Source organism: Lysinibacillus telephonicus (genome assembly GCF_039654155.1).
In the GTDB taxonomy this organism is placed as follows: domain Bacteria; phylum Bacillota; class Bacilli; order Bacillales_A; family Planococcaceae; genus Ureibacillus; species Ureibacillus telephonicus.
Genome location: NZ_CP155468.1, coordinates 2716651 through 2742562, shown reverse-complemented (window position 1 = coordinate 2742562; position 25912 = coordinate 2716651). Strand labels below are relative to the sequence as shown.

The following is a 25912-nucleotide window of genomic DNA, read 5'->3' as shown; positions in this document are numbered from 1 at the left end:
GAGAAGGCATAAATGATCGCAGCTATATTAAATTATGAATTTTTACAAAATGCCTTTTACTCAGGGCTTATCATTGGTGTGATTGCACCTGTTTTAGGGGTATTTATCGTTGTTAGGAGAATGTCTCTAATCGCCGATGCACTTTCTCATGTTACGCTGGCTGGTATTGCAGGAAGCTTATATTTAAGTCAATCGATTTCTTCACTTGCATTATTAAATCCAATCTACCTTGGAATTGCTGCTTCAGTTAGCGGCTCAATATTGATCGAACGCTTAAGGAGCCTGTATAAGCACTATGAAGAACTGGCGATTCCAATCATTATGAGCGGTGGTATTGGACTGAGTGCGATTTTTATCTCGTTGGCAAGTGGATTTAATACTGATATGATGAGTTATTTATTTGGCTCTGTTTCTGCAGTATCAAGGCATGATTTGTGGATTGTTATTTTTATCGCAATTGTTGTTTTTGTATTTCTATTTACATTTTTCAAGGAAATGTTTGTATTATCATTTGATGAAGAATATGCAAAGGCAAGTGGATTGCCTGCAAAATGGATTCATTTGCTATTTATGATTGTAGTCGCATTAGTTATTGCAGCAAGTATGCGTATTGTCGGCATTTTATTAGTTTCTTCTTTAATTACGCTTCCTGTTGCAGCAAGTATGCGTATAGCAAAAGGGTTTAAGCAAACGATATTTTATTCGATTTTATTCGGGGAAGCAGCAGTCATCATTGGATTGGTGAGTGCGTTTTATCTTAATCTAGCTCCAGGTGGTACAATAGTCGTAACATCAATTATCATTTTATTTTTAGTTATCATCGGTAAAAAGAGCGTATTAAAAATAAAGGCGGAAAGGGGTTAGTTTTTTGTGAATCTTTCGCGAGCTTGGGAAAAATTAAAAGAAAACGGTTATAAAAAAACAGATAAACGAGAGCTTATCTTAAATATGTTTGAAGAAACTGATAAATATTTAACTGCCAGGGACCTATTGACAGTTTTGAAAAAAGATTTTCCTGGAATGAGCTTCGATACAATTTATCGTAATTTAGCAACATTTGTTGACTTAGGAATATTAGAAGAAACAGAGCTCAATGGTGAAAGAAACTTTAGAATGCAGTGTGAATCAGAACACCACCATCACCACTTTATATGTATGGAATGTGGAAAAGTAAAAGAAATACCTATTTGTCCAATGGAAATGATTAACGAAAAGTTGCCAGATTGTACAATTGAATCTCATAAATTTGAAATTTACGGTAAATGTGCAAATTGTAAATAATACTTTTATTTTGTTGCAAACTACTAGTAGCCAAAAATAACTATTCAATTATTGAGGGCAGTATGGTACATTGCATATTAAGTGAATAAGTTTGCAGGGAAAAGACGCGCAAAAAACGCTAAATTGGGAATTCGGTTAAAGGCCGAAGCTGTGTCCGCAACTGTAAGTGTAGTTTTTAAGGGTGTGCTCTTAGTCAAATTAGAAATCATCTATTAGAAAAACACACAAGCCAGGAGACCAGTCTTTTTCTGATCGTAACAAACCTCTTCGGAACTAAAGAGAATGTACGGCAAAATTTGTTGAATATCCATGTGAATATTCTGTAAGTTAATGCCATCCATTCTCGGATGGCTTTTTTATTGTAGAAGGCTCTTTAACGACAAAGAAATGAGGAAGTAAGATGAAATATTTTAAAAATTTATGGTTTGCACTACTTGTAATATCATTATTATTAGTTGGGTGTGCATCTAATGAAGAAACAACGACTACACAAAAAGATAGCAAAAATGAACAACAACAGTCTTATACTGTGGTTGATGATCGAGGTATTGAACTAACATTCGATAAAGTACCTGAAAAAGTAGTATCGTTATTGCCAAGTAATACAGAAATTTTATTTGAACTAGGTGCTGGGGACAAAGTTATCGGTGTAACACAAAATGATACATATCCCGAAGAAGTACTTGAAATTGAGCAAGTAGCTGATTTTGAAACAGTGAATGCCGAGCGAATTGTAGAAATGAATCCGGATATTATCTTTGCATCTAGCAGTAATGAAGGACAAATTGAGCAATTAGAAAGTACAGGGCTTAAAGTATTCGTCATCGAATCTGCCCTTACAATTGAAGATGTTTATGGAGATATTCAACAAATCGCACAAGTTATGGACGTAGAAGAACAAGGACAACAAATTGTAGAGACGATAAAATCACAAATTGCCGCGGTACAAGAAAAAACTGCAACTATTGAAACAAAGAAAAAAGTATACTTTGAAATTTCACCAGCTCCAGAAGTATGGTCAGTTGGTTCTAATACATTCCAACAAGAGTTGATGGATGCTGCTGGTATTGAAAATGTATTTTCAGAGCAAGAAGGTTGGTTTTCAGTTACAGAGGAAGATATCATTAATGTAAATCCGGAAGTAATTCTTACTACAGTAAATTATGCAGAAAACCCAGAAGCTGAAATATTATCACGTGCAGGCTGGTCAACAATAACAGCAATCCAAAATAAACAAGTTTATTTAATAGACCCTGATATTGTTAATCGCCAAGGTCCACGAATTGGTGAAGCAATTGAGTTAATGGCAAAAACCGTATATCCGGAATTATTTAAATAATCATTTGATGGTGAGCAGAGCCGTTTCAATAAACTGAGACGGCTTCTTAATTACGTCTAAAGGACAATCCTAATTAGTCCATAACGCAGGATCTTGAATAGGAGATTTTCCATGGGAAGAGTACTTTTTATTACAGGTGGTGTTCGAAGTGGTAAAAGTGCATTTGCAGAATACTATGCTAAAGAATTATATACAAAATATAACAGCAGCCATTTAATTTATATTGCGTCTGGTGTTGCATTCGATGAGGAAATGAAAAGTCGTATTACAAGACATAAGCAAGATCGTGAAGTTTCAGAAATAGAGTGGATAACAGTGGAACTTGCTGATGAAGTTCCAACAAAACTCGACAAGTTTCAAAATAATTCTATCGTTTTATGGGATTGTATTACAACATGGTTATCCAATGTTCTATATAAAACACAAGGTTTAAATAAAATAAATCGTTTAAATCAAATAGAACACCATTTAAATGAATTTAAACAACAAATTATATCATGGAAAGGCCAAGATATAGTTGTAATTTTGGTGTCAAACGAGGTGTTGGATGAACAGCTTTCCGACTTTTCTGAAGTGAATTTATATCGACAAATTTTAGGTGATTTACATCAATGGATTGTAGCAATTAGTGATGAAACTTACGAAATAGATTACAGTTTAAAACGACAGTGGAAATAGCAGGAGAAAATTCAAACAACGGGGAGGCAGCTTTTTGAAAAACAGTTTAAATGGTCTTTTATTATCCTTTCAATTTTTTACATCCCTTCCGATTCAAAAGCAACTCCCGATGAATAAAAAATCTGTGACGGCAATGTATGTAACAATGCCCATATTAGGTTTATTAATGGGTAGTACAATTGCTATTATTATTTTTATAAATGAACATTTTCTGCAGTTTTCCAGTTTATTATTAGCAGTTTGTATCGTTGTAGCAAATATCGTTATGACTGGCGGCCTTCATTTGGATGGTTGGATGGATATGGGGGATGCCTATTTTTCATATCAAGCCAAAGAAAGACGACTGGAAATTTTAGAAGATTCACGGATAGGTGCATTTGGTGCAATTTCCTTAGTTGTGCTTGTCCTATTAAAGATTGCTTTTATTTATGAAGTGTTAAACAAGTTGGAATCCGTCTCCTATCTATTTTTTATTTGTATTCCATTTTTAAGTCGTATTGCAGTACTCATCTATTTTCTCAGTACTGGACCTGTAAAAGAAAAAGGGCTGGCCGCATATTTTAAAGCACAAGTAATACATAGGAGAGTATGGATTTCGATTGCCATTTATATTTTATTGTTAATTCTTGCATCCTATTTTTTTTCTACTAGCTGTTTACTTATCCTCTTTGGTGCTATGCTATTCTTCATATATTTATATCGACAGTGGACAAACAGAAATTTTGGTGGTATGACAGGGGACTTAATTGGTGCACTTTATGAGGGGGCTGAATTGTTTTTATGGGGCATTCTGTTACTGTGCATTTAATTCGACACGAAAAAACAGCTGCAAATATAGAAAGAAAATATATTGGCTGGACAGATGAATCAATTGTTATAAATAAATGTGAATATCAGCTTCCAATACAGCCTGCAAATGTATATGGAAGCGATTTAAAGCGTTGCAAGGAAACTGCCAAGCTTTATTTCCCAACAGCTTATTTTCATCCATTGGAAAAGTTTAGAGAAATAAATTTTGGCGATTTTGAAATGAAGACATATGAACAATTAAAAGAAAACCCGATGTATCGTCAATGGATTGATTCTCCGGAGACAGTCATCCCCCCTAACGGAGAATCATTTGCTAATTTTACCGAAAGAATAGTTCATCAATTTCGTCAAATTGTATCAGCAGCTGGCGACTATTGTTTTATTGTTCATGGAGGTGTGATTCGAGTTTTACTTTCAATGATCGGTCCAAAAGAAGAGTCTTTTCAACAAATTGATGTCCAGCATCGTTTGATTTATACATTACAATGGTCAACTTGGGCAAATTTCGAAGGGGGAGCAAGATGCGAGTCATTATCGGTGGAGCCTATAATGGAAAAAGAAAATTTGTAAAAGAATATTTGGATAAGTTAAACGTAAAAAATCGATATGTTTTTGAAGGCGAAATACCAGTTTCAACCTTTTCGCAAGAAGATTATGTTATCATAGGGAACTTTGAAAAAATAATTTTACAATCAATTGAGCTAGATGAAGAGGAACATGCTGCAAAAATTTTCGATAAACTATCAATATTAGATAAACAAACAAATGTCATTTGTATTTGTACGGATATTGGAAGAGGTATTGTACCCCTTGAAAAGGAAAATAGAAAACTTAGAGATACATGCGGAAGATTGTATCAAAAATTATTTGCTGAAAGTGAACAGGTTATTAGAATTTGGTATGGGCTTCCTGAAATACTAAAAGGTGGGGAATAAGATGAAAAAAAATAATTTAAGATTCATTACGCTTACTGCTTTAATTTCAGCAATATGTGTAATCGGGAGCTTTATTAAAGTTCCAGGCTTCATCACAACAGCAGCTTTAGATTCTGCACCTGCATTTTTAAGCGTTGCCTTTTTACCGCCTCTTTTTTCCGGTATTGCAGGTGGACTAGGTCATCTTGCCAGTGCTTTAACTTCAGGTTTTCCTTCAGGTCCACTTCATATCATAATCGCCATTGAGATGTTTATTATCGTCTTTATTTTTAATATGTTACATAAAAAAGGCTTCAATATTATAAAATGGTTGTTTCTAATTGTGGCAAATGGAATACTGTCCGCTATCCCATTTTATTTTATAATATCACCTGCATTTTTTATCGGTGCAGTTCCAAATTTGTTGGTTGCAACAGTCATTAATGCTGTTATCTCAATGCTAGCAATGCCGATTATTGCTAAAGTTTTTAATGAACGAAAGGTTTCGAATGTATGAGAAATGCCATCAAAATTGATCATAACACGGTTGTAACAATTGATAATGCAGGATGTATTGGTGAGAAAGAATTTGATATTGTTAATGTGTCTAATAGTTTGACTGCTTATTATACTGCGCGTGTAGCAATACTAGAGCAATGGTGCGCGGGAGCACATCCTACTCATATTTTTTTATCAAACTTTACAGGTGATGCTGCATGGAGTGATTATGAGAAGGGAATTCAACAAGTATTTGAGGAAATTGGGGAGAACTTGCCGCCTATAAAAGGCTCAACTGAGTCTAATTTTGAATCAATGCAATCAGCCTTAAGCATTATGATGATTGGAAAAGTTGCATTTGAAGTGAGTACAAATCATCTCTATCACTGGTTTGTAGTAGGGAAGCCATTAGTAGGTCAAGAGGTAGTGGAGCAAGCACAGCATGTAGCTAAGTTGCACGAGTTATATAAACTATTAAAATTAGGTATTGCAAAACAAATATGGCCAGTTGGATCAAAAGGTATCGCTGCAGAATGTGAAAGAATTTTCGAAGGAAAACATTTCTCCTGTAAGTTGCCTTTAGAGAAGACAAGTGGACCTTCAACCTCTGTAATCGTCGCCGTAGATAAAGAACAAGTTCATCTATTCAAAGAAATAATGACTGTACATTATGAAGCAATCCATATAAAACTCTAATATTTATATGAAATGCTAGTTTTTTCTTGTTAAGTTTAATTCAATATGATAATATGATGACATATACAATATATAGTGTTTTGTTTATATTGGTTCTACTATATGTAGATTAAAAGGGAAATCAGTGAAAATCTGATGCTGTCCCCGCAACTGTAAATGTGAACGAAAGTCGGATACCACTGTGCTGCCAGCATGGGAAGGTGATGAGTAGGAAGAAGCATAAGCCAGGAGACCTGCCAAATAAACAAATTCTACATTTCTTCGGGGACTGGGAAATGGAGGCAAGCTGGGTATAAATAGTACCCGTCTGTTTCCGTTTACATAAAAAGCTATCCCTAGTCAATTAGGGGTAGCTTTTCTATTTATATAAGAAAGGGAGAACATAGATGAAATTATATACAAAAACAATTTGTCCTAAATGCATGTTAATGAAATTCGAACTAAATAAAGCTGGTTTTGAAGGGGATTATGAAATCATTAATATCGAACAAAACGAGCAAGCTAAAAATAAATTAGTAGAAGCTGGTATTCTATCAGTTCCAGTATTAGAGATTAATGGACGACTAATTCAAGACATAACTGAAATGAAAGATGCCATCAGCAGGATTTTAGTATGATAGCATTCGCAAGTCGAACAGGCAATGTTAGGTATATTATAAGTAAATTAGGTTTGCCCAACATTGAAATTTCACAAGGGTTAGTAGTCAATCAACCTTTTTTGCTTTTTACCTATACAGATGGGTTAGGTCAAACACCTAATATTGTTGAACAGTTTCTTTTACATAATTCTCAATTGTGTAAAGGAGTTATCGCAAGTGGGAATTCAAATTTTGGACAAGCAGTCTTTTGTAAACCAGCAAATACAATTAGTGAAAAGTATAATATACCAATTGTACGAAAAATTGAATTGCGGGGATTCCAAAGTGATTATGATGCAATAATTGAATTCTATAACAAAGTTATTGGATTGGTGGGAGTTTAGAAATGAATGAATACTTAAACTTGAACAATAAAGTTTTAAATACGTATAGCACTACAGGCGTGCTAGATTTAGAGCAAGATAGAGAAGCTACCCGCAAATATTTCTTGCATAGCATCAATGTGCGAATGCACAACTTTAATGATTTAGAAGAAAAAATAAACTATTTAATTAATGAAGGCTATTATGAAAAAGAATTCCTAAGCTTATATACGATGGATTTTATTAAAAAAATATATAAAATCGCTTATTCATATAAATTCCGTTTTCCTTCCTTTATGAGTGCAAGTAAATTCTATGAGGGGTATGCGCTGAAAAGCCGCGATGGAAAGGAAATTCTTGAGAGATATGAGGATCGAATTGCAATTATTGCACTTTATCTTGCACAAGGTGATACAAATTTAGCAGAAAGTGCTGTTCGCCATATGATGGAAGCCTACCAACCAGCAACTCCAACTGCTTTAAATAGCGGAAAGAAAGCTCGAGGAGAATTAGTAAGCTGCTTCAAGCTTTCAATGGATGATTCAATGAATTCCATTGCAGAAAATATCGGCTATTGCTTAGAATTATCTCGGCTAGGAGGAGGGGTAGGAACATTACTTACAGACATAAGACCTTTAGGAGATCCTATTAAAGGCATATTAAACCGTGCAAGCGGCGTTATGCCAGTTGCAAAGTTACTTGAAAATGCATTTTCTTATTCTAATCAGCTCGGTCAACGTAATGGCTCAGGTGTTGTCTATTTAAATATTTTCCATGCAGATATTGAAGAATTTATTTCCTCAAAAAAGCCGAATGCAGATGAAAAAATTCGACTAGCTACTCTCTCAACCGGCATTATTATCCCTGATATTTTCTTCGGGTTAATGAGAAAAAATGAAGATATTGTATTGTTTAGCCCTTATGATATTTACAAAGAATATGGACTGCGAATGTCAGAAATTAGCATGACAGAAATGTATTACGAGCTATTAGATAACCCAAATATTCGTAAATTGAAGAAAATAAATGCACGAAAATTATACACAGAAATAAAGAAAACTCAATTCGAATCAGGCTATCCATTTGAGATTTTTGACGATAATGTAAATAATCATCATTCACTAAAGGGCGTAGGCAGAGTTAAAATGTCTAACCTTTGTACAGAAATTTTACAAGTTCAAACAACAAGCAATATTACTGATATGGACCAGCCAAACGAGTATGGCTTAGACGTTTCCTGTAATTTAGGGTCTCTTGATATTCATCGTGCAACAAAATCAACTAGCTTTGAAGATCTTGTAGATACTTCAATGCGCTTGTTAACGAGTGTTTCCGAAATGACAAACATCGTTAACGTTCCATCTGTTGTAAAAGCAAATAATCTTATGCATTCAGTTGGATTAGGTGTCATGAATTTGCATGGCCATTTAGTAACAGAAAACGTTGTTTACGGGTCACCTGAATCAATCGAATTTATTGACGCCTTCATGGAGGCTTTAAATTATTATTCATTAAAAACATCCATGACTATTGCAAAAGAAAAAGGGATTTGTTTTGAAGGATTTGAAAAAAGTGAATATGCAAATGGAAATTACTTTGAAAAATATGTTCAAAAATCTAATACAACACCTTCCGATAAAGTAAAAAAAGCATTAGGAAACGTACCAATTATTACTGCAGCCATGTGGAGTCAATTAAAAGAAGATGTAATGAAATATGGAGTTTACAATGCATATCGATTAGCGATTGCGCCAACTGGCAGCATTTCTTATATCAGATCATGTACTGCCTCTATTCAGCCGATCACAGAACGTGTAGAAATTCGTGACTATGCGGATAGTAGAACAATTTATCCAATGCCATTCCTTAATAATGACAATATGCATTTATATGAGGAAGCATATAATATCGATCCATATAAATTAATAGATTTGTATGCAGCTGCACAGAAGCATGTCGATCAAGGAATATCTATGACATTATATGTGACAAATAATTGGACTACTGAAAACTTGGCGAAAATTTATATTTACGCTTGGATGCGCGGAATCAAGTCTGTTTATTATGTTCGTCAACGTTTACAATCATTGGAGGATTGTGTATCATGCTCAATTTAAAACAATTTGAAGCAATCAATTGGAATAAACCAACTAGTGAATTAGCAAAAATTTTTTGGGACCAGCAATGGAAGCAAATGTGGTTTCCAGAAGAAATTGCAGTAAGTAAAGATATTAAGCAATGGAAAGAGTTTGAACATCAAAATACTTATAAAAGAGTGTTTGGTGGACTTACATTACTTGACACGATTCAAACAAATATTGGCATGAATGAAATTGCTAAATATAATCCAGACCTTCAGGAAAAGGCGGTACTTACTGTATTTGGTGCATTTGAGGCTATTCATGCAAAATCCTATTCCTATATTTTTACGACACTATGTAACAATGATGAAATCGATGAAATATTTGAATGGGTAAAAACAAATGAATTTCTTCAATTTAAAGCAAATCGCATAAGCGAGATATACGAAGGTATACAAGAAAATGACGAAGAATCATTGTGGAAAGCGATGTTTGCTTCTGTTATGCTAGAATCCTTTTTATTCTATTCCGGATTTTTCTATCCATTATATTTAGGTGGTCAAGGTATTTTAAGAAATAGTGCTGAAGTAATATCGCTTATTTTAAGAGATGAATCCATACATGGAGTAGCAACCGGCTTCTTTGCACAAAATCTCTTTAAAAAGCTGTCAGGGGAAAAGCAGGAAAAATGCAAAATTTGGGGCTATGAACTTTTATTAGAACTTTATGAAAATGAAATGAACTATACGGACGATCTATATGCAGACACTGGCTTAAGTTCGGAAGTTAAAGCATATGTCCGCTATAATGCCAATAAAGCATTAATGAATTTAGGGCTAGATACGATGTTCCCAGAGGAAGAAATTAATCCAATCGTCATGAACGGTATACGTAATGAAGGTTCAACCTATGATTTCTTTTCACAAAAAGGCTCGACATATACACTTGCGAAGGTAGAACCAATTACAGATGATACGTTTAATTTCAGTCAAATTCTATCCTTTAAAGATGACTCAAAGTAATGATTTGATGTAAGTAATAAAAAATCCGCAATAGTGCGGATTTTTTTTATAGGCGTGCGCCCGGCATGCGTATGAACTATAGGGTGCAAGTCCCGAACTCCGAAGACAGAAGTAGAGGTTAGCTAAGAGCAAGGGTGTCCGTGGCGACGCGGAATCTGAAGGAAGCTGGAGGCAAAACACCGGTCCGAGGAACACGAATCTCATATAAGGCTAGGTATGATTGAATGAGTTTGCGCTACAAAACAAAGTTCCTTCTGTCGAAGGTCATATCAAGTAAATGAGGCGGATAGATGGTGTGAAAGTGCATGCGCTTACCCGGGGAGGTCTGACAGAAACGTGAAGTACCCTTCATAACCTACTTGGAGACAAGTAGCTGAACTGTCAGAAGTCAGCAGAGGTCATAGTACGAGTAGGTCTAGAATTACTCGGAAGGACTGAACAATTGAGAGAGATTAGCCCTTGGCTTTCCATCTAGAATGAATAAGCACAGAAAACAGAGAAACCTCACGCTTAGAAAGTAGTGGTGAATCCCACGAGGGTATTTGCGGAGGGTGGAGTTCAGATGGGCATAAGAAGATAAGCTAATCACGGAAAGGAACGAAATGGTGATGTTGGATCAAATTCTCGAACGGCAAAACATGATACAAGCGCTAAAGCGAGTTGAAGCGAATAAAGGAAGCCATGGAGTAGATATGATGCCCGTACAAACCTTACGACAGCACATTCTCGAAAATTGGGAAAGCATTAAATCGCAGATTTTGAATGGAACCTATGAACCGCAACCAGTACGTCGAGTCGAAATCCCGAAACCAGATGGTGGTGTGCGTTTACTAGGTATCCCAACCGTGACAGACCGTTTGATTCAACAAGCTATCTCGCAGATTTTATCGAAGGAATATGACAAAACATTTTCGGACCAGAGTTATGGATTCCGTCCAAACAGGAGCGCCCATGACGCCGTTCGGAAAGCAAAGGGTTATATAAAGGAAGGTTATCGATGGGTGATTGATATGGATTTAGAGAAATTCTTCGATAAGGTCAATCATGACCGACTAATGGCAACATTAGCGAAACGAATTTCAGATAAACCTTTATTAAAACTTATTCGTAAATACCTCCAAGCCGGTGTCATGATAAATGGAGTGGTTTCAAGTACAGAAGAAGGAACACCACAAGGTGGACCTTTAAGTCCTTTACTTTCAAACATAGTTCTAGATGAACTCGATAAAGAGTTGGAGGAACGTGGACATAAATTCGTTCGATACGCAGATGATTGTAATATTTATGTGAAAACAGAACGTGCGGGACTAAGAGTAATGGCGAGTGTACAAAGATTTATCGAAGGAAAACTTCGTTTAAAAGTAAACGAAAAGAAATCAGCAGTAGACCGTCCTTGGAATCGGAAGTTCTTAGGTTTTAGTTTCACGAATCATAAAGAACCAAAGGTTCGTCTTGCGAAAACAAGTTTAGTTCGAATGAAGAAGAAAATACGAGAGATTACCTCAAGAAAGATGCCATACTCCATGGAATACAGAATCGAGAAGTTAAACCAATATCTAATGGGGTGGTGTGGTTATTTTGCATTAGCAGATACGAGTTCCATATTCAAATCACTAGATAGCTGGATTAAAAGAAGATTAAGGATGTGTCTATGGAAGAATTGGAAGAAACCTCAAACAAGAGTCAGAAATCTTACTCGGTTGAAAGTTCCTATTGGGAAAGCCAAGGGCTGAAAAGTCTGAAAGTTCGTTACGAAACTTTGCGTTATTCATCTTAATTGAACCGCCGTATACGGAACCGTACGTACGGTGGTGTGAGAGGTCGGGAGTTAATCACTCCCTCCTACTCGATTCTTATTTGTTAACTTTTTGACTTTAAAAACTTTTCCTTATATAAAAAATAGGCGTCGTCACAGCATTTTTTAATAGTCTCTGACAATGAATTCGTTGATAATTCCATTACTGCTGCTTTAACAAACTTTGCTTGATCAACGATAAACATTTCGATTTCTTTTTCAGTTCGCTTATGAGCATCAAAATATTTACTTTTTTTCAATCTATTTAACATTTCTATTAGATTATATTTTTTTAAAACTAACAATATCCATTCATTGATCCCTGTTGCTATATATAAAGAAGATAGATAAAATAACTCGGGAGTAGCATCTTTTCTATATTTTAAGTTTTGAAAGTGAACATCCTTTTTTACAGCATTATAAATGAGAAAGTTTGCTGAATAATATATCATTTTATCAACAGATTGAATAATATGATATTCATCTGGCAGTAGCATAAGCCAGGCATTAAAAGCGATAATCCATGCATCCTCTTTACTAATGGCGCCTTCTTTAACGAGGTAACTATACTCATCCAATTTTTTTGCTATTGATTGGAAAGTGTCAACATGATGCTGTTCGATGTATAATAAGCTCCGGTCAACTGTAATTTCTTTATACATCACTTCAACACTCCTTTAGAACCATAATAATAGAATAGTATCTTTAAATATTATATTTGGATCTTATAATTAGTTTATCGAAATATTCAACATTTACAATCGAAATATTTGAAAAAGTCCAAAATAGATAAATTTAGTAAAAAAGAAATGGAATCATTTTGTGACTTAAGTATATAAACATATTTAAAATGAGACTGTACAGAGAGTAAAACTTCTGTACAGCCTCTATATTTCATAGAAGGTTATATTCTTAAAAATAATAGCTCGATTTATACATACCGAGCTTTGTCTTAGAGGAATGCCTTTTTGATTCTTCGATCCCTCCTTGCAAGATAGGGAAATAAATACAAATAACAAATACTCCTATACAAAATCGTCCATTTCAAATTGATTGACATTTTTTACGATTCACCTAGTTCTTTTAAAGCAGGATTGCTATATACACTTTTATTTAAATCACCTGTTATTCTTGAAGTTGCAACGCCAGCAACCATTGATCCACTAACATTTAAAGCAGTGCGTCCCATATCAATTAGAGGTTCTACGGAAATTAAAACACCAGCTAGTGCGACTGGCAAATCAAGTGCTGATAACACGATAATTGCTGCAAAGGTTGCGCCACCACCTACACCAGCTACACCAAATGAGCTGATTGCAACAACAACAATAACTGTTAAAATAAAACTAGGTTCAAATGGATAGATGCCAACAGTTGGTGCAATCATCATCGCAAGCATTGCTGGGTACACGCCAGCACATCCGTTTTGACCGATTGACAGACCAAATGAGCCTGCAAAGTTTGCTATGCCGTCTGGAACGCCTAATCGATTAACTTGTGTTTTTAAATTTAATGGCAATGTCCCTGCACTAGAACGAGAAGTGAATGCAAACAATAATGTTTCAGCTGTTTTTTTAATATAAGTAATTGGATTTAAACCAGATAATGTAATAATGAGTAGATGGATAATGAATACGATTATTAATGCCAAGTATGAGGCAATTACAAACTTCCCTAAATTATAAATTGCATCAAAATCACTTGTTGCTACAGTGCGTGCCATAATTGCTAATATTCCATACGGGGTTAACCGTATCACAATTGTAACTACGCCCATTACTAAAGAATAAATTGCATCGATTGCTTTTTTTATCGTTTTGGATGTTTCTTCATCTTTACGAACAACTCGTAAATAGGAAAATCCTAAAAATGCAGCAAAAATAACGACAGCAATTGTTGATGTAGAGCGAGCCCCTGTTAAATCAAGGAAAGGATTAGCTGGGAATAGCTCGATAATTTGCTCAGGCAACGAAACAACTTCTGCAGAACTTTCCTCTAAAGAAGCGCCACGTTCTTTTTCCGCTACCCCCTGAACAAGCTCAGAAGCATCTAGATTAAAGAGTGAAGCTGAAAAAATACCAACAGCTCCAGCAATAGCAGTTGTTCCAACTAAAATTAACAATATCAGACCTGCGATTTTTCCTAAATTATTGCCTAGCTTCATCTTCGTGAAGGCTGATAATATAGAAATAAAAACAAGAGGCATGGCAATCATTTGTAAAAGCTTCACATAGCCCGTCCCAATAATATTATACCAAAGCACAGTGTTTGTAATTTCGTCTGAAGTTGCACCATAAAAAAGTTGCAGTACCAGTCCTAAAAGTATTCCTAAAGCTAAGCCGATAAAAACTCTACTTGAAAATTTGATATGTTTTTTATTGAGGTAATACAAAAATACTGCCAACAATAGTAAAACAGCAACATTTATTACTGTATAGAACGCCATATATAGTATTCCTCCTAAGAAAACCATGAATGTTTGTGTTTCAGTAGTAATTTAAATGATAAAACTATTTTCCTTATGTTGAGGAATTAATATGTTTTTATTCATACAATTGAGGAGACATTTTAAGATACATATAGACTAAAATTTTGATACAATGTTCTGTATGATGATTTTCATTTAGAAAGGAACAAAAATATGAACTCACCTTATACATTTAAACACCTTACTCCTTCTATGAATAATGGGAAAAGTCGTCCCGCTATTTTTTTATTTCATGGATTAGGAAGTAATGAGGATGATTTACTGCAGCTTGTTGAAGAATTTAAAGACCAATGTCATATATTTAGCTTAAGAGGTCCCATTACACATCCACCAGGATATGCTTTCTATACATTTGAAGAAGAGGGAAAACCGACAAGAGAAGTATTCGACAAAGTGATTGTGTTTACTCAAAGTTTTATTATGGAAGCGATTAAAACATTCAATTTAGATAATGAAAAAATATATTTAATTGGATTTAATCAAGGAGCAGTTGTTGCTGAAACTTTATCTCTAGTAATGGGGCAAATGATTCGAGGAACTGTTGCATTGAGCGGCTTTTTACCCGATTTTGTTATAGACGAGTATAAAAAAATGCCCATGGATCGCTTGAAGATATTCATTTCTCATGGCGAGTATGATTATGTCTATCCAATTCAATGGGGACAAAAGAGTCAAAAAGTTTTTACTGACTATGGTGCAACTGTTACATATAAAACATATCCGGATGGCCACGGTGTTACCCAAGATAATCTAAGAGATTTAGTAAACTTTATCGCAGAGGATTTAATTGACAAAATAAATTAAAAAACTCCGCATGGATAAGAAATTTGTTATCCATGTGGAGTTTTTTTAATGAATAAGAGAGTGTTCAGTGCGAGCCACCTATAGCTTTGGAGTATAGATTGATTAAAAATATCCCTCAATACTTATCTAACAGTAACTTCAAAAACTCTATTTTGAAAAAATAGTTCAAAATGGAAATAGTCTTTTTTAATAAGTATGAGATTTTTATAAAAAACTTTGATCATTTTCCACCTATGTTATTCAAGAATCATCCCTATTGTTAAATAAGAAATAATAACATTTATTCATAAAGGATATTCCCAGTGTTAATCATACTAAATTGGGTTTCTTAAGTGAAAATACAGCGGCAATAAACATCATCAAAGATAACGATGATATAATAATCGATGTTATTATGAAATTATCTACCAATAGTTCAATTCCATAAAATTGAGTTAATAACAGTGCTACAAAAGGTGTTGCCCAGTCAACATTAACCCCTGTCACATTAACAAAACCCGTTAAAATAGTGAAAAGTAGTGTTAGTAACCAAAACGTTGAATAGTACTTCATAACCCTACGATTCTTACTCTTTAAAGTAATTATTAAAATAAAAATCCAAATTGTGAAATATACAAACGTGACAATCAAGTTCTTAACGGTTGCTGGACTACCCATTAGAGATTCTTGAAAGTTCAATACAAGACCAACAATAATAGAAAAAATAGGAACGATAATAAAAATGACTTTATTCTTCATTTTTTGTCCCTCCCTCTATAAATGTTGATATATCAACGGTTTGACCCGTTTTATCTAATAGAAAAAATATTTTTTAAAGAATAATATTTTAGTATTTTACAATACTTCAATTCATTTACAGTTTGAGGATACGCTTCGCTAAAGTTAATTGGTAGTAATTAACTTTCCGTTCCAATATGTGATGCACAATTGGATCTCTGCAATGCTTATGATGACGTACCCTCCCATGTCTCTTGGCGTCTAGCGCATACATTCCTTCGTTCGGTCTATTCATAAGGCAGAGGCTGGCGATGCTCCTTTAGGGACTCGTAGTCGGATGGAATAAATAATGCCGGCTTCTCCGTGTCATCCTTTTGTAATTTAATCGAGCTAAGGTGTAGCTTAGGCTGCCTCTACGAGACAATAAAGGTCTTTCATCATAAGTTGTTCATCAAACTGTACTTTCTTCTTGCATAGAGCGTGTAAAATCTTCAGTAACTTACCACAAAGGACAACCATCGATTGCTTCTTTCGAAGTGGATTAACTGTGCGTGTGGTGTAATATTCATGTAATTGCTTAAAGGCTTCATTATGGCGAATCAACGGTATCATAACTCGGAATAAGAGAGAACGAAGCTTTCTTCTTCCTCGCTTTGAAATGCGTTTCTGACCTTTGTGTTGCCCAGATGAGTTTTCACGTAATGTGAGTCCCGCTAGTTTGATTAATTGGCGTGGATGCTCATATTGAGTGAAGGAACCAATCTCTGAAAGAAGATCGACGATTGTTACATCGCCAATACCAGGCACAGTGGCTAGATACTCATAATCCGTCATTTGTTTCGTTAATTCAATTAATTGTTCTGTTAGACTATCGAGCTGTTGTTGCATCAATTTGCGTTGACTAAGGAGTGTGGCAATTTCTATTCGTGCCATCGTAAGACCTTCTGTCAACCCGATTGAAGATTGAGCAGCCTCGACTAATTGTTTTGCCTTCGGCAATTGAGGTGATTTTAATCCCTCTACCTGACGGTATAAAAACAATAATTCTTCGGGAGATTTACCGAGAATATCAGCGGGTAGAGGTGTCTTTTCAAGAACCGCATACGCCATCTTTCCGAAACTTTTAAAAACAGACATAAATTCTGGGAAAAAGCGATCCAACCATCGAATGAGACGATTTTGTAATGCATTGAGATCTTCTTGTATCTTTGAACGTAACGTGGCACCGTTTCGTAATTCCGCTTCCACGCCTTCTAGAATACGTGGATAGCTAAAACGTCCATCACGTATTAGACGCGCAATTACAAGTGCATCCTTTTGATCGTTCTTCGTTTGGAGATTATCGTCCAATTCTTTGGATTTGTTCACATGGCTCGGATTCACCATGATAAACGGAATCCCATGTTCAAAAAGATAGACAGCGAGATTCATCCAGTAGTGGCCTGTAGGCTCAAAACCAACTAATATTTCGCTTTTATCATGCGTAGTAAGTAAAGTTAATAACTTTTCATAAAATGCATCAAACCCATTTCTTGATTGCGTGAAAGGGAATGACTTTTGAAGCACACGGCCTCGTTCATCAATTGCGCAAGCATAATGTTTGTGCTTAGCGATATCGATACCTACGACGAGTGTATTTTCAGTGACTTGATTAATTTTCTGGTTCGTATTAAAATTCATAGACGGAGTCCTCCTGTGTGATGATGGGTCAATGGCTGTTGACACTCATGCATCATACTAGAGGGCTTTTTTTATTTCAAGACCCTGAAAATCCTTCTAACAGGAATGCTCCTAATAGGTTTAATAACAGCGTTTTTTTCCTATAACTCTTCTGTTCGATAATTTAAGTGCATTAATACAAAAGCTCAGTTAAATTTTAACATAAATGTACTTTTTTAAATACCTATGTTATTCAATTAAATGGCCCGAGTGAATAAATAAAAATCCTGTATTTCAACACAGGATTTTTAATCAAACTTTATTAAATTATTAGTCTTTATTTTAAACTATCAAATTTTATTTTAAATGATCAATCTCTTTTATAAAACTACACCACCCAGTTTTCATCGTCGCCTGTCGTCTTGCTATCGAAAGAGGGGGAAGAGGGGAGCTTGTTTACCTTATTTTATAGAATTTAATAGCTTTTTAGCATCTTCAAAGGACATGGGCTTATGGAAATAATATCCTTGCCCAGTACGACAGCCCATCTTTTGCAGCAAAACAAATTGTTCTAAAGTTTCAATTCCTTCTGCAACTGCATGCATATTTAGATTTGAAGCGAGTTGAACGATTGTTTGTACAACTGCATACATTCCTGAGTCGTTAATATCGTTAATAAAGCTGCGATCGATTTTTATTTCTGAGAATGGAAGTTGCTGCAAATAACTTAAGCTTGAGAAGCCAACGCCAAAATCATCAATTGAGCTTTCGTATCCAAACTGTTTTAACTCAAGTAGTATTTCCTTTGCCTTTTGAAAATCAAATAACTCAACACTTTCTGTCACTTCAATTTTGATAAATTGTGAGCTGACATTATATTGATTTACCAGCGTAATAAAATCATTTACAAATGATTCGTGATAAAAATGTACAGGGGAAATGTTCACTGCAATTGGTACCATTTTTAACCCCTTCATCTGTCTCTCGTTTTGGAATTGCAGTACCTTCTTTAAAATTATATTGTCTAATTCACGTATTTTACCTGCTTGTTCAGCAACTTTAATAAATTCTGCAGGAGAAACGTTGCCTAAAACAGGAGAATACCATCTTGCAAGGGCTTCAAATCCTTCAATTTCAGCTGTCATTAAATTAACTTTAGGTTGTAAATGTACGGTAAATTCTTCATTCTGAATACCAAATCGTAGCTGATTCAATATGTCGAGCTCCCGTTGAATTTCTCCATCTGTTTCAGCTTCGAAAAAGGAAACAACTGCCCCTTTTTGATAACGTGCTTTCGTTAGAGCAGTATCTGCGCGGCGAACGCTTTCATCAATAGACATTGTATTGTCAAAAGGGGAGATGCCAATTTTCAATGTAATAAATATTTCACGGTTTGCAATAGGGATAGGTGCTGCTGTAACTTGCAGCAATTGACTTATAAATTGATCCAGTTCATACTCTGGCAGTGTCACAGCTAATATAAAGGAAGAGTTAGAAAATCTCCCGTATATTACTTGATTTTTATTATTTATGAACGGTTCTATTCGATTGATTAGTTGGCGTATTAATTCATCTCCAATTTTCCTGCCATATAAATCTACAATGCTTGAATATTCACTTGGTTGAATTAGTAATATTGACCCCTCAATATTTTTCTCCACCCACTGGGTTAAAGTATTATGAAAATAGTTGAAATTTGGAATTCCTGTACTCATATCAATATATGCAAGCTGCTTTAGTTCCTGTTGCTGTTCAACATACTTCATTGACAATGCAATAATGGGTGATAGTTTTTTTAAAAATTCAAGATCTGCACTTTTCAATTCAAAATAATCTTTTATATAAATTGAAAAGTAGCCTAGCAATTGCTTTTCTTTATTAAAAATCGGCTTCGACCAGCAGGAAGTAAGGTTATATTTTTTAAAAGAATCACTTAATGCTAAATTTTTAATATACACTGCACTTTGGTTATAGGCGGTAACGGTACTTATTTCGATATCATTTATCGAATCGATTACGGCTAATGGTAGGGAACCACTTGCAAGAGCTTTTAGTTGATAATCGGGTTGAAGAACGTGAATTGCACAATAGATGTCCCGTATATAATATTTTTCAACTTTTTCTGTGATAAGTTGTAAAATCGTATTTAACTCTCCACTTTTTTCGAGTTCAAGATATACTTCATGCTCCAATTTAGAGAGCATTTTACTTAACATTTGCTCTGTAATATCTTTACAATGAACTATAGCAAATGTACGCTCCCCATCATCCCCTTGAATCGGCTGACATGTAATACTATTCCACAAAGCACTACCATCCTTTTGATAATGTAAAATGTTCAGTTCAAATGGGGATTTAGTAGAAAAGTGGTATCTTATTTCCATATCAATTTCAGCGTCTGTTTTGATGCCGTTGAATGAGCTTATAGTTTTGCCGATTAATTCATGTTCTTCATATCCAGTTAGTATTGAAAAAGCTTTATTCGTATAAACAATTGGATAGTCAGGATGTTCCAAATTAATCATGGCGACGCCTGTCTGATACTGATCACTTATACTACAGAGAAATCGAAATAATTTTTCCTTTGTTAGGGACTTTATTTTATCGAACATTCTCGTTTCCACCTTATTATTGTCAGTTCTTTATCTACTAGTAAGTATATCAGAATTATGTATTTATGGAGAGTATTGTTTTTTTAGGAGGAAATTTTATTCACAGGTAACTATTTGAAAATAATTGACTTTTTACCGTGAACAATTAATTGAAATGTTGATGCTATTTAACGAAAGTCTGTAATTTAAAGTGATGTATAATAGTCAAGTAAATAAATATATGCTTTTTCACCATTTTCTTCAACAATCGTTTTGTTATTAAGAGTCATACTAAAGGAAGTAGATTCAGGATTAATTTGTCCATTAATAAATTCAAGCTCAATTGTTACGTTTCCATTCTCATCAAGCCCAGATTTTTGTATATCCGAATTTATATAGCCTTCAAAAAGGGATTCCTGCCATTTACCATTAACTTTTAAACTTTGTATAGTGTCTATTTCATCATATTCCCATTGTACATCGCGTAAAATGGTTATAAAAAGATCATTAATTGTAAAAGTCTTATTATTGTGGTCAAGTTCAACTGCTCGAATCGTATGTGCATCTAAGGAAATTGCTTTTGCAGCCTTTTCTGCTGTCGCATCAATCTCTAAAGCAGCTTCTTTAATTTCGTTTAGCTTATCCGAGCAGCCACTTGCAATTTGTAAAAATACAAGCATTACGAAAATAGTTAATAGTCGCATTATAAAAGCCTCCAATTCAACAACATTCTTCACATTTCATCTTAAAGAAAAATTCACATATGAAATATGATATTTTTCACAGTGTTTATGAATATTTTGTAAAAACTACTTCGTTTTCTTTAAAAATGTACAAGTTAACGGTTTTAAGGCAATGAGTAGTAAATTTTTACGGTGAAGGGAAGATGGAATGAAAATTGATGATGACATTTTAGAGCGATTAGGAGTCTATTTTGTTTATCATGAAATTTATGAACGTTATGGAATATCATTTGAAATATTTGTTGACCGATGGAGCAGGGGAATATTAGAAATTTGATTATATGGACAAGCAAGGGACCGTCCCAAATACTATTCGGAACGGCCCCTTTACTATTAGATAAAAAAGTATAAAGTTAAAAATTGTTTTTAATCCATTGATTTGCTTCCAACCAATTGTTTATTCTTACAACATTGGATGGTATAGGTTTTCTATTATATGGAGTATCAAACAAAAGAACTGGAATTTTTAATTCTTCTGCCAACATGACAGCATTATCATGTTTATCCTCAAAGAAAACATCTACATTATATTTTTTTGCAGCACTAAGTTTGTCGTGGTTTCCAATTAACTCAATATGGTGGAAGGGGACTTTATTTTCTTCAAACCATTTTTGAGTTATATGATATACATCTGCGTCACGGGCAGATATATAGTAAAGCTCATAATCATGCTGCCACGTATTTAATATGAATTGAGCGTCCTTCGCAATGTCGCTTACCGAATACATATGTGCTTCATTTTCCTTAAACCAGCGTGAAAATTCATTGCGGTCGACTGGTTGGGGAAAAGCACATAAAAAATCATACTCAATCACATCATCTAATACAATATTCGTGTTATAGCGTTTGTTAATATGCGGAATGAGTGTATCGGGTGTAGTGACTGTTCCGTCAATATCTATCCCAAAGCGAGGCTTATTATTAGACGATGTCATTTTAAAAACCTCCTAGCTTAGAGATTAGTTTCTTGTTTTGCCCGTTCTTCAGCCATTTCAGCGGCTAATTTGTCGATTTCTTTTTTCAATTCTTCTACCATTGTTTCCTCAGGTACTTTTCGTACTGTTTTACCTTTCATGAATAAAAGGCCTTCACCGCGTGCACCAGCAATACCGATATCAGCTTCACGCGCTTCTCCAGGACCGTTAACAGCACAACCTAAAACCGCAACTTTTAAAGGTACATTTAATTTTGAAATATATTCTTCAACTTCATTTGCAATTGAAATTAAGTCAATTTCAATACGACCGCAAGTTGGACAAGAGATTAAAGTTGCCATATTTGATGCAAGACCAAATGATTTTAATAATTCACGAGCAACTTTTACTTCTTCTACTGGGTCTGCGGATAATGAAATGCGCAACGTGTTGCCAATTCCTTTTGATAGGATTGCACCAAGACCAGCCGCAGATTTTACAGTACCAGCAAATAATGTACCAGATTCTGTAATACCTAAGTGAAGTGGGTAATCAAAAGCTTTTGCAGCTTTTTCATAAGCTTCGATTGCTAAATTTACATCAGAAGCCTTCATTGATACGATAATATCATGGAAATCTAGGTCTTCTAATATTTTAATATGGTGTAGTGCAGATTCAACCATACCATCTGCAGTAGGGTAGCCATATTTTTCTAAAATGTGGCGTTCTAAGGATCCTGCATTTACTCCAATACGAATTGGAATCCCTTTCGCTTTAGCGGCATTGACTACTGCTTCTACTTTTTCACGGCGACCAATATTCCCTGGGTTGATACGTACTTTATCAATCCCATTTTCTATCGCCTTTAGTGCTAACTTATAATCAAAATGAATATCCGCTACTAACGGAATATGAATGCGTTTTTTAATATCAGCAATTGCATTTGCTGCTCGTTCATCTGGAACGGCTACGCGAACAATTTGACAACCAGCTTCTTCTAATCGTAAAATTTCAGCTACTGTTGCTTCTACATCATGTGTTTTTGTTGTACACATACTTTGGATGAATAGTTCATTACTACCACCTATCGTTAAATTACCTACACGAACTGGACGTGTTTTTGAACGGTGAATAAGTTCACTCATGAAGATTCTCTCCTTTAAAAAGGTACGTAATAAATTCGAATCGTACCATCACATAGTTATTTTATCAGTGTAGGAAAGTAAGGACAAGGAAGAAACTCTATTTTTTTATTTCTACAAGTTATTACTATAAGTATTTTTAAGAATTCTGAAAAAGTATGTGTGGTGAGCGGGCAAAGGGATTAATAGGAAGTTCGTTAAGATGACAAGACATACGATGCAGAGTTTTTGTCACCGACTTTGTGTAAGACTCGCTCACAAAAAGGATATGCTTCTAGTTCTTCTTGTATTGCGCAGCTTATTGATAAAAAGAGGAGGCTGCGCCTTCTTTATATAGTTTAATCAAATGGATGGAACCATTTGGGATTAATATTAATATTTTAACCTTATCGTTATGAGCAGTTACTTTCTGCTTCGTCATAGATTGGTATTTTTACTAGTTCACCTGGTATCATTGCTTGTTTTATTAGGTGAGGGTTGAGCTCGTAAAAATGTGCCATTCTTTCAGGGAGTGAAATGTTGATTTTTGATGGATATGCTGCAAATAAACTTTGTACAGAATCTCCATCAGTTGTAATGACTGAAACTGTTCTTACTGCTATTTGCTGATTACATTCTAATTCCTCTTCACCATTAAAGGCTGCTAATGGAACAGTACCTTCCGTTAAATCTATTTTAATAACAGCTGCTATAAGAAAAAAGACAACCGTAAAAATTAGAAATCTCAAAAAAATCCCTCCTTTCTCTCACTATATGAAGAGAAGAGGGATTCATGCATATTATTTCATTGGTATTTTAGGATATTTTGTTACTGCTAAACTTAATATAGCAATGGTAGTTAATATTCCTATTATAGTAGAAATGGATGAAGGGACATTAACAATAGAAAATATTACTGTTAAAAGAGTGGACCAGGTGATGGCAAGAGAAGCAGTTCGCCACATATGTCTATATTCTCCACGACGCTTCAATATTTTTAATAGAACAATTCCTACTAGCGCATAGAGACTTATTCTTATAAAAAGTAAAAAGGTTGATGTTATAGTTAATAGAAGAAGCGCAAATGGGTATAGGAGCCATTGTATATCTTTTACGTACTCTGTTAATCCTACTAATTCTACGGAATTCTCTGAGACACCTGTTATAAATTGAATAAATGAAAAAATTGTAATAACAGCAATTAATAGAAAAACATATTGAATAATTTTGCCGATTGATAATAAACGGTATGCTGCTAATTTTTTTGGATGTATTAGACTATCAATAAAAAGTTGCGAGTGTTTGACCATATTTTCTCCTCCAAAGGAAAGTGTATCATGAAATATACACAGCGAAAAAGAGACTAGTTGTATTTTAAAAGGTTTTATTTATAGGAAATTATAGAAATGAGTGAAACGTTTTATTAAATATTTACGTATAAACTTGTAATAATGAATTAGGAGATGTTGTTTTTGGAAATAATTGCTTGGATACTAATTATAGCTAGTTTTGTAATTGCGTTTATTGGTCTGGTTTATCCAATAATCCCATCTGTATTGTTTATTTTGCTCGGGTTCATCATGTATGGTCTATTTTACTCATTTGCAGACTTAGGATGGTTGTTCTGGGTAATTGAAATTTTATTTGTCGTACTTTTGTTTGCTGCAGATTCGGTTTCAAATTTAATAGGTGTTAAAAAGTTCGGCGGAACTAAGGCGGGCATGTGGGGAAGTACAATTGGGTTAATTGTTGGACCCTTTATTATTCCGGTTGTAGGTATTTTAGTAGGTCCATTTTTAGGGGCGGTTATTGGAGAACTACTAGTAACGAAAACAGGTTTTCGCCAAGCTGTTCAATCTGGGCTTGGTTCTCTTGTAGGTTTTTTAACTTCAGTAGTAACAAAAGGGATTATACAAGTTATTATGATAATTATTTTTATAATAGCTATTTAAATTGTAATGAAAAAATGTTTAATTATCATACTAAATGTGTAAAGTATAATCGTGGGATATGTACCATTCTATTAATTGAAAGTAATTTGCAGCTAGTTTTTCCGTCTAAAGGCTGAATTGTAATTGTTTTGGATTAATTGATTGAATGGTTTACTTAATTTTGATAACCTAGAAATGTAATCAAGATTACTTATTTTGAGGGAGGAAATTTCAATGGCTTTTGAATTACCAAAATTAACTTATGCATACGATGCATTAGAACCAAACATCGATGCAAAAACAATGGAGATTCATCATACTAAACATCACAATACTTATGTAACAAACTTAAACGCAGCTGTTGAAGGCACTGAATTTGCAGGTAAAGATTTACTAGAATTAATTTCAAACATTGACGCTCTACCAGCTGACAAACAAACAGCTGTACGTAACAATGGTGGTGGACATGCTAACCACTCTTTATTCTGGGAAATCCTAACTCCTGGTGGTGCTACAACTCCAACTGGCGAATTAGCTTCTGCAATTGATGCTAAATTCGGTAGCTTCGATGCTTTCAAAGATGAATTTGCAAAAGCTGCAGCTGGACGTTTCGGTTCTGGTTGGGCTTGGTTAGTAGTAGATGGTGGAGAACTTGCTATCACTTCAACTCCAAACCAAGATTCTCCTGTAATGGAAGGTAAAACACCAATCCTAGGCTTAGACGTTTGGGAACACGCATACTACTTAAACTATCAAAACCGTCGCCCTGACTACATCGCTGCATTCTGGAATGTAGTGAATTGGGACGTTGTAGAATCTAAATATCAAGCTGCTAAATAATTCAGCTGAGTAAACAAATGAATTATTTC

Annotated in this window: 28 protein-coding genes and 2 riboswitches; of the genes, 18 read left to right on the top strand and 10 right to left on the bottom strand. The window is 34.6% G+C overall.

The annotated features are described in order from the left end of the window. Positions 1-12: 12 nt before the first annotated feature. The 14 genes from MKY04_RS13245 to ltrA all read left to right on the top strand — a co-directional run bounded on the left by MKY04_RS13245 (position 13) and on the right by ltrA (position 12013). Positions 13-864, top strand: coding sequence for a metal ABC transporter permease (locus MKY04_RS13245; RefSeq protein ID WP_126295640.1), 852 nt, complete (start codon positions 13-15; stop codon positions 862-864). A 6-nt stretch (positions 865-870) separates the two neighbouring features. Next, positions 871-1281, top strand: coding sequence for a Fur family transcriptional regulator (locus MKY04_RS13240; protein WP_126295641.1), 411 nt, complete (start codon positions 871-873; stop codon positions 1279-1281). A gap of 85 nt (positions 1282-1366) precedes the next feature. After that, a riboswitch (cobalamin riboswitch) is annotated at positions 1367-1541 on the top strand. A gap of 140 nt (positions 1542-1681) precedes the next feature. Beyond that, the gene (locus MKY04_RS13235; RefSeq protein WP_126295642.1) at positions 1682-2620 is read left to right on the top strand and encodes an ABC transporter substrate-binding protein; all 939 of its coding nucleotides are present in this window, start codon (positions 1682-1684) and stop codon (positions 2618-2620) included. A gap of 111 nt (positions 2621-2731) precedes the next feature. Continuing rightward, positions 2732-3298, top strand: a complete 567-nt coding sequence (locus tag MKY04_RS13230; protein WP_126295643.1) for a bifunctional adenosylcobinamide kinase/adenosylcobinamide-phosphate guanylyltransferase — start codon at positions 2732-2734, stop codon at positions 3296-3298. Between the two features lie 34 nt (positions 3299-3332). After that, positions 3333-4106 carry an adenosylcobinamide-GDP ribazoletransferase gene (cobS, locus tag MKY04_RS13225; protein ID WP_126295644.1) on the top strand — a complete coding sequence of 258 codons (774 nt, stop codon included), beginning with the start codon at positions 3333-3335 and terminating at the stop codon, positions 4104-4106. Then, a complete protein-coding gene (locus tag MKY04_RS13220) occupies positions 4079-4678 on the top strand; it encodes a histidine phosphatase family protein (RefSeq protein ID WP_126295645.1) in 600 nt (199 codons plus the stop codon). The genes cobS and MKY04_RS13220 overlap by 28 nt, the downstream gene beginning before the upstream one ends. Next, positions 4630-5043 carry a bifunctional adenosylcobinamide kinase/adenosylcobinamide-phosphate guanylyltransferase gene (locus MKY04_RS13215; protein WP_126295646.1) on the top strand — a complete coding sequence of 138 codons (414 nt, stop codon included), beginning with the start codon at positions 4630-4632 and terminating at the stop codon, positions 5041-5043. Before MKY04_RS13220 ends, MKY04_RS13215 begins: the two co-directional genes overlap by 49 nt. A gap of 1 nt (position 5044) precedes the next feature. After that, positions 5045-5539, top strand: coding sequence for an ECF transporter S component (locus MKY04_RS13210; RefSeq protein WP_126295647.1), 495 nt, complete (start codon positions 5045-5047; stop codon positions 5537-5539). Then, positions 5536-6216 (top strand): hypothetical protein, encoded by a 681-nt coding sequence (locus MKY04_RS13205; protein WP_126295648.1) that lies wholly within the window; start codon positions 5536-5538, stop codon positions 6214-6216. The genes MKY04_RS13210 and MKY04_RS13205 overlap by 4 nt, the downstream gene beginning before the upstream one ends. Before the next feature lie 72 nt (positions 6217-6288). After that, a riboswitch (cobalamin riboswitch) is annotated at positions 6289-6471 on the top strand. Positions 6472-6602: 131 nt separating this feature from the next. Then, complete coding sequence (locus MKY04_RS13200) at positions 6603-6833, top strand: glutaredoxin family protein (RefSeq protein ID WP_126295649.1); 231 nt, start codon at positions 6603-6605, stop codon at positions 6831-6833. Further along, positions 6830-7198: a class Ib ribonucleoside-diphosphate reductase assembly flavoprotein NrdI gene (gene nrdI / locus MKY04_RS13195; protein WP_126295650.1), complete on the top strand. Its 369-nt coding sequence runs from the start codon at positions 6830-6832 to the stop codon at positions 7196-7198. The genes MKY04_RS13200 and nrdI overlap by 4 nt, the downstream gene beginning before the upstream one ends. A gap of 2 nt (positions 7199-7200) precedes the next feature. Further along, positions 7201-9294, top strand: coding sequence for a class 1b ribonucleoside-diphosphate reductase subunit alpha (gene nrdE / locus MKY04_RS13190; protein WP_126295651.1), 2094 nt, complete (start codon positions 7201-7203; stop codon positions 9292-9294). Beyond that, positions 9282-10280, top strand: coding sequence for a class 1b ribonucleoside-diphosphate reductase subunit beta (nrdF, locus tag MKY04_RS13185; protein WP_126295652.1), 999 nt, complete (start codon positions 9282-9284; stop codon positions 10278-10280). Before nrdE ends, nrdF begins: the two co-directional genes overlap by 13 nt. Before the next feature lie 602 nt (positions 10281-10882). Then, on the top strand, positions 10883-12013 hold the full coding sequence (ltrA, locus tag MKY04_RS13180) for a group II intron reverse transcriptase/maturase (protein ID WP_421662332.1): 1131 nt from the start codon (positions 10883-10885) through the stop codon (positions 12011-12013). A gap of 127 nt (positions 12014-12140) precedes the next feature. On the opposite strand, the gene MKY04_RS13175 is transcribed toward ltrA, so the two are convergent. Further along, positions 12141-12737 carry a hypothetical protein gene (locus MKY04_RS13175; RefSeq protein WP_346234568.1) on the bottom strand — a complete coding sequence of 199 codons (597 nt, stop codon included), beginning with the start codon at positions 12735-12737 and terminating at the stop codon, positions 12141-12143. Positions 12738-13138: 401 nt separating this feature from the next. Continuing rightward, positions 13139-14521, bottom strand: coding sequence for an L-cystine transporter (locus tag MKY04_RS13170; protein WP_346234567.1), 1383 nt, complete (start codon positions 14519-14521; stop codon positions 13139-13141). A gap of 195 nt (positions 14522-14716) precedes the next feature. Between MKY04_RS13170 and MKY04_RS13165 the strand changes: the two genes are divergently transcribed. Further along, positions 14717-15367 carry an alpha/beta hydrolase gene (locus tag MKY04_RS13165; RefSeq protein WP_126296145.1) on the top strand — a complete coding sequence of 217 codons (651 nt, stop codon included), beginning with the start codon at positions 14717-14719 and terminating at the stop codon, positions 15365-15367. A 309-nt stretch (positions 15368-15676) separates the two neighbouring features. Here MKY04_RS13165 and MKY04_RS13160 read toward each other — a convergent pair whose 3' ends face one another. From MKY04_RS13160 to MKY04_RS13145, 4 genes are all read right to left on the bottom strand, one after another. After that, positions 15677-16105 carry a hypothetical protein gene (locus MKY04_RS13160; protein WP_126296144.1) on the bottom strand — a complete coding sequence of 143 codons (429 nt, stop codon included), beginning with the start codon at positions 16103-16105 and terminating at the stop codon, positions 15677-15679. 381 nt (positions 16106-16486) lie between these two features. Then, the gene (locus MKY04_RS13155) at positions 16487-17764 is read right to left on the bottom strand and encodes an IS110 family transposase (protein ID WP_126296408.1); all 1278 of its coding nucleotides are present in this window, start codon (positions 17762-17764) and stop codon (positions 16487-16489) included. A 440-nt stretch (positions 17765-18204) separates the two neighbouring features. After that, positions 18205-20355, bottom strand: coding sequence for an EAL domain-containing protein (locus tag MKY04_RS13150; protein ID WP_346234566.1), 2151 nt, complete (start codon positions 20353-20355; stop codon positions 18205-18207). Positions 20356-20540: 185 nt separating this feature from the next. Beyond that, the gene (locus tag MKY04_RS13145; protein ID WP_126296142.1) at positions 20541-21038 is read right to left on the bottom strand and encodes a 23S rRNA methyltransferase; all 498 of its coding nucleotides are present in this window, start codon (positions 21036-21038) and stop codon (positions 20541-20543) included. 187 nt (positions 21039-21225) lie between these two features. Between MKY04_RS13145 and MKY04_RS13140 the strand changes: the two genes are divergently transcribed. Beyond that, positions 21226-21354 (top strand): hypothetical protein, encoded by a 129-nt coding sequence (locus tag MKY04_RS13140; RefSeq protein WP_281274644.1) that lies wholly within the window; start codon positions 21226-21228, stop codon positions 21352-21354. 76 nt (positions 21355-21430) lie between these two features. On the opposite strand, the gene MKY04_RS13135 is transcribed toward MKY04_RS13140, so the two are convergent. From MKY04_RS13135 to MKY04_RS13120, 4 genes are all read right to left on the bottom strand, one after another. Then, a complete protein-coding gene (locus MKY04_RS13135; RefSeq protein WP_346234565.1) occupies positions 21431-22012 on the bottom strand; it encodes a hypothetical protein in 582 nt (193 codons plus the stop codon). A gap of 17 nt (positions 22013-22029) precedes the next feature. Further along, a complete protein-coding gene (gene ispG, locus MKY04_RS13130) occupies positions 22030-23136 on the bottom strand; it encodes a flavodoxin-dependent (E)-4-hydroxy-3-methylbut-2-enyl-diphosphate synthase (protein WP_126296140.1) in 1107 nt (368 codons plus the stop codon). A gap of 389 nt (positions 23137-23525) precedes the next feature. After that, positions 23526-23861: a hypothetical protein gene (locus MKY04_RS13125; protein WP_126296139.1), complete on the bottom strand. Its 336-nt coding sequence runs from the start codon at positions 23859-23861 to the stop codon at positions 23526-23528. 51 nt (positions 23862-23912) lie between these two features. Then, positions 23913-24422 carry a DUF1189 family protein gene (locus MKY04_RS13120; protein ID WP_126296138.1) on the bottom strand — a complete coding sequence of 170 codons (510 nt, stop codon included), beginning with the start codon at positions 24420-24422 and terminating at the stop codon, positions 23913-23915. Positions 24423-24584: 162 nt separating this feature from the next. Here MKY04_RS13120 and MKY04_RS13115 point away from each other — a divergent pair, with 162 nt between their 5' ends. Then, positions 24585-25064 (top strand): DUF456 domain-containing protein, encoded by a 480-nt coding sequence (locus MKY04_RS13115; RefSeq protein ID WP_346234564.1) that lies wholly within the window; start codon positions 24585-24587, stop codon positions 25062-25064. A gap of 213 nt (positions 25065-25277) precedes the next feature. After that, on the top strand, positions 25278-25883 hold the full coding sequence (locus tag MKY04_RS13110; protein WP_126296136.1) for a superoxide dismutase: 606 nt from the start codon (positions 25278-25280) through the stop codon (positions 25881-25883). Positions 25884-25912: the final 29 nt, after the last annotated feature.

Coding starts and splice junctions, on each gene's coding strand:
- ltrA (WP_421662332.1), top strand. CDS start 10,883: ATGGTGATGTTGGATCAAATTCTCGAACGGCAAAACATGATACAAGCG.
- MKY04_RS13165 (WP_126296145.1), top strand. CDS start 14,717: ATGAACTCACCTTATACATTTAAACACCTTACTCCTTCTATGAATAAT.
- MKY04_RS13145 (WP_126296142.1), bottom strand. CDS start 21,038: ATGCGACTATTAACTATTTTCGTAATGCTTGTATTTTTACAAATTGCA.
- MKY04_RS13140 (WP_281274644.1), top strand. CDS start 21,226: ATGAAAATTGATGATGACATTTTAGAGCGATTAGGAGTCTATTTTGTT.
- MKY04_RS13135 (WP_346234565.1), bottom strand. CDS start 22,012: ATGACATCGTCTAATAATAAGCCTCGCTTTGGGATAGATATTGACGGA.
- MKY04_RS13230 (WP_126295643.1), top strand. CDS start 2,732: ATGGGAAGAGTACTTTTTATTACAGGTGGTGTTCGAAGTGGTAAAAGT.
- MKY04_RS13210 (WP_126295647.1), top strand. CDS start 5,045: ATGAAAAAAAATAATTTAAGATTCATTACGCTTACTGCTTTAATTTCA.
- MKY04_RS13150 (WP_346234566.1), bottom strand. CDS start 20,355: ATGTTCGATAAAATAAAGTCCCTAACAAAGGAAAAATTATTTCGATTT.
- nrdI (WP_126295650.1), top strand. CDS start 6,830: ATGATAGCATTCGCAAGTCGAACAGGCAATGTTAGGTATATTATAAGT.
- MKY04_RS13235 (WP_126295642.1), top strand. CDS start 1,682: ATGAAATATTTTAAAAATTTATGGTTTGCACTACTTGTAATATCATTA.
- ispG (WP_126296140.1), bottom strand. CDS start 23,136: ATGAGTGAACTTATTCACCGTTCAAAAACACGTCCAGTTCGTGTAGGT.
- MKY04_RS13120 (WP_126296138.1), bottom strand. CDS start 24,422: ATGGTCAAACACTCGCAACTTTTTATTGATAGTCTAATACATCCAAAA.
- MKY04_RS13170 (WP_346234567.1), bottom strand. CDS start 14,521: ATGGCGTTCTATACAGTAATAAATGTTGCTGTTTTACTATTGTTGGCA.
- nrdE (WP_126295651.1), top strand. CDS start 7,201: ATGAATGAATACTTAAACTTGAACAATAAAGTTTTAAATACGTATAGC.
- MKY04_RS13220 (WP_126295645.1), top strand. CDS start 4,079: ATGGGGCATTCTGTTACTGTGCATTTAATTCGACACGAAAAAACAGCT.
- MKY04_RS13245 (WP_126295640.1), top strand. CDS start 13: ATGATCGCAGCTATATTAAATTATGAATTTTTACAAAATGCCTTTTAC.
- MKY04_RS13110 (WP_126296136.1), top strand. CDS start 25,278: ATGGCTTTTGAATTACCAAAATTAACTTATGCATACGATGCATTAGAA.
- MKY04_RS13205 (WP_126295648.1), top strand. CDS start 5,536: ATGAGAAATGCCATCAAAATTGATCATAACACGGTTGTAACAATTGAT.
- MKY04_RS13175 (WP_346234568.1), bottom strand. CDS start 12,737: ATGTATAAAGAAATTACAGTTGACCGGAGCTTATTATACATCGAACAG.
- nrdF (WP_126295652.1), top strand. CDS start 9,282: ATGCTCAATTTAAAACAATTTGAAGCAATCAATTGGAATAAACCAACT.
- MKY04_RS13215 (WP_126295646.1), top strand. CDS start 4,630: ATGCGAGTCATTATCGGTGGAGCCTATAATGGAAAAAGAAAATTTGTA.
- MKY04_RS13155 (WP_126296408.1), bottom strand. CDS start 17,764: ATGAATTTTAATACGAACCAGAAAATTAATCAAGTCACTGAAAATACA.
- MKY04_RS13160 (WP_126296144.1), bottom strand. CDS start 16,105: ATGAAGAATAAAGTCATTTTTATTATCGTTCCTATTTTTTCTATTATT.
- MKY04_RS13200 (WP_126295649.1), top strand. CDS start 6,603: ATGAAATTATATACAAAAACAATTTGTCCTAAATGCATGTTAATGAAA.